Raw genomic sequence first — 3,181 nt, 5'->3', positions numbered from 1 at the left:
TGTAATGGCATAGGTTCTACAATTTATATGTATGCAACGCATTGTAATTGTTGCTAATTTGACCGCAGAGGCAATCGATTCCTGAAACTCCTGTCGGATTGACAGGTAATGATATGAATAAGATTGTTGATGATCAAGAAGTCAAAAAAAACTTATTCTATAAATCAATATTTAATAGTAGACAGGAATTTTTTAAAGATTCTGGAGTTAGCCTTTTCGTAAAGCCTAGAGACTGCAAGGAAAAAAGTTTAGCTAAGCAAATTAATGTGTTTAGTTGATTATGGCAACCCCCGGCAATTGCTAATTTTATCTCATAATTATTTTGTTCATGTTTTGTGTATGATTTTTTTGGGTTCCTATGGGTTCCTATAAAAAACCTCATCAATAAGTTTAGTCATATCTCAGTCTTCACCTAAGATCCAGCCCCAGCTGGTCAGCAACTCGAGTCCAAAAGATATTTTCATACTTAAGAAGATCGATTCTTAGCTTATTAAATGTCTTCTGGTGCATATTGCGTGGCTTGAATAAGGGAAGATCTCCGGGTGAGACACCGAGTTTCTTCCTGATGTTCTGTGCTTTTCTCAGCATCCGGTCAGCCTCACTCTCCTGCTGAGATCCATATGTCAGCCTGTAACAATGCCGGCACCAAAAATATTTTCCAGCTCCATACAGAGCTTCAATTCGCCTATCGCATCGTGGACATAGAAACCAGTATCTCCATCCGCCAAAATGGCAAGAGGTCCAATCAAAGCGGACAGCCTGCTCAATATTTTCCCAGCTGCCTCCGTTCTGTCGGTAGCGATAACTCAGGAGCAAGTAATCCTTGTGCGTCTGAAACGTTATGGACCCAACTTGCCGATCGCCACAATGCCAATACAGGCTCCCGTTGCACTCAGGACGCAGCCATCCGTTCCTCCTGAGAAACCGGATATCTACTTTCTTTTGCGCTTCAGTACGTTCCTTGGATCCAAATCTGGGGTACTGACCTGAACCGCGTCCGCCCATGGATTGCCTCATTTTTTGTCGAGATCATTTGGAAAATGTAATCACAAATGGCCTATGAAAAGGATAATAGATATTGAAAAACTAGCTGATATCGCTATAAAAATGATCTCCACGCTAGGGGTGTTTGTGACATGCACATCAGATCCGGATCGCAGCTACTTGTATCCTGATCCTAGAACGGCACATCATCAATCTCGTGGTTGGTTGATTGGATATTTGCTCGTTCATTGGCGCTTAGCTCCATGTAAATTCCACAATCTTTAATAAATTTCAATTGGGTGCTACCGATACAGCCAACCTCCCGAAACCGTATCTTCTGAACATGCACCTCAACTTCCGGTTTTGTTGGGGTACGACGATAAATGGCAATGCCGTTGTCTGCTTTGTTGTACCAATGGGCAGATCCAGAAATGTCGTATAGGCGTGGCACGGGATAGGTACCGTCCTCGTTGCGCTTGAGCTTTGTAGGGTGGGCCACAATCCAGACATGCACGTCATTCAGGCGAGCAAAGCGCCGGATTTTGCCCAGGGACCTGGAGACAAACTCAGTCTCAGTGAGATTGTGTGGTCGATGATATTCCAGCTCATTCCAGGGATCCAGGACAATGCCCTTTACGCCATGTCTGGAAATTGCTGACTGCATGACATCCAGGACAGCATCAATCCCCATTTCGTCTTCCTGAAGCTGGGTAAAATAAAAGTTTTTGTTCAGTACCTGGAGAGCGTCTTCCATCTCTTCCCTGGTCATTCTCTCAGCGGTCATTGAACAAGCGGCAAAGGGCTTCATTGCTATCTTTTCAGCCAAGTTAGCCATATGCCTTTGAATTGGCCAGTTTTCCGGGGAGCAGTAGGCTATACGCCAATGATGCATCCTGTTCAGGTTGACCATGAGTGCATCCAGCCAGGTACTTTTCCCAGATCCCGGTATCCCTGTCACAATGGTCATTTCGCAGGTCCGGACAGTATACAGAGCATCGATTGAACCCCAGCCTGTGCTCAAACCAGGTCTCAATCCGGACTCATACAGGGCAAGTATATCATCCCTGGCATCTTCTATAGTGTAGAGGCCGTCTATGGGGTAGGGTTGAGCCTTGGTATATGCTTCGCGCAAAGCTTCTGGTCCAATGTTCCTCAACACATCGTTGGCATCCTTGCATCCACTGGGATATGTTATTCTCAAGCAATTGTGACGTCCAAGACGATCAGCAAGCTCTTTTTCCAGAAATTTTCCGGGTTCGTCGTTGTCCACTGCCAGCACGAAGCTCTTGAAATGATCGACAAGTCCATCCTCAAGAAACTTGAACTTCGTGGACAGATTTTGAGCGGTCGGATTGGGAGCTCCATCAGGTACTGAGGCAACGCAGGGCAGCCGGGCCTCGATGAAACTTAAAGCATCGATTTCGCCTTCGGAAATGATCAGCGTCTCGTGGGCATGCTTGAGAGCTCCATCGTGGTTGTAAAAGCATGGTTCAGGGCTCTTGGACTGCCACATCCGTTTGTCATGGGTGCGATACTTGATTGCTACACATTCGCCGCCTTTATATCGAGGAAATGTTATAGCTCCTGGCCTTTTCCCTTGTGGCTGAAGATATCCAATATTGGCCGCATCCAGTGTCTCTTTGCTTATACCCCGGTCCTTAAACCATTGAATAAGCTTTGGCGGCAGATCCACAGGGTTATAACTGGGCTTAAGGTATGCAGGTTTCAGGTCTTCCTTCTTTTGCTTGAGGCCTCCAGACCACCCGCAGTGGTGGCAATACCAGGTCCCTTTGTCTGTATTTACTGCCAAATCTCGTTCATTTTGGTGCTGATGCTTTCTGCTGGGGGTGCATTCAGGGCATATGGCCCGGACCTCTCCGCTGGCATCTGAAGGGATGTTGATCCCGTATTCGCTGAAATTCACCATACATCCTCCACAACCTTATGCGCTGGCTGGCTTCTTTTATATGCAGCAAAGACATTGGTAAACTTCATCTCGCCGTTGCTGCCGTTCTTTCTGAGGCTGGCCAGAGATCTGATCTGTGTAGACCAGAACTCATCTTTGACCGCCCAATGGAGCACTGGGCGTATGTCATCTTTCAGACTCAACTTTCGGCGTAACTTTATTGCATTCAACAAGCTAAGATCTTTGACATAATTCCTTATTTAGGCCGAAAAAGTCGATTGCTGTCCCGAA

Annotated in this window: 2 protein-coding genes; one reads left to right on the top strand and one right to left on the bottom strand. The window is 46.2% G+C overall.

Going from position 1 to position 3,181, the window contains the following annotated elements; genetic code table 11:
* Nucleotides 1-113: 113 nt before the first annotated feature.
* The gene (locus tag N902_RS19850; protein ID WP_153304244.1) at nt 114-278 is read left to right on the top strand and encodes a hypothetical protein; all 165 of its coding nucleotides are present in this window, start codon (nt 114-116) and stop codon (nt 276-278) included.
* Nucleotides 279-1,177: 899 nt separating this feature from the next.
* On the opposite strand, the gene N902_RS18105 is transcribed toward N902_RS19850, so the two are convergent.
* On the bottom strand, nt 1,178-2,911 hold the full coding sequence (locus tag N902_RS18105) for a toprim domain-containing protein (protein WP_051564622.1): 1,734 nt from the start codon (nt 2,909-2,911) through the stop codon (nt 1,178-1,180).
* Nucleotides 2,912-3,181: the final 270 nt, after the last annotated feature.

This window comes from Desulfovermiculus halophilus DSM 18834 (genome assembly GCF_000620765.1).
Taxonomy (GTDB): Bacteria; Desulfobacterota; Desulfovibrionia; order Desulfovibrionales; family Desulfothermaceae; genus Desulfovermiculus; species Desulfovermiculus halophilus.
Note: the sequence above shows the minus strand (reverse complement) of the source record. Positions and strands in the feature narration are given on the sequence as shown.

Bases quoted from the DNA above. Each gene is read 5' to 3' on its own strand.
- N902_RS19850 (WP_153304244.1), top strand. From the start codon at position 114: ATGAATAAGATTGTTGATGATCAAGAAGTCAAAAAAAACTTATTCTAT.
- N902_RS18105 (WP_051564622.1), bottom strand. From the start codon at position 2,911: ATGGTGAATTTCAGCGAATACGGGATCAACATCCCTTCAGATGCCAGC.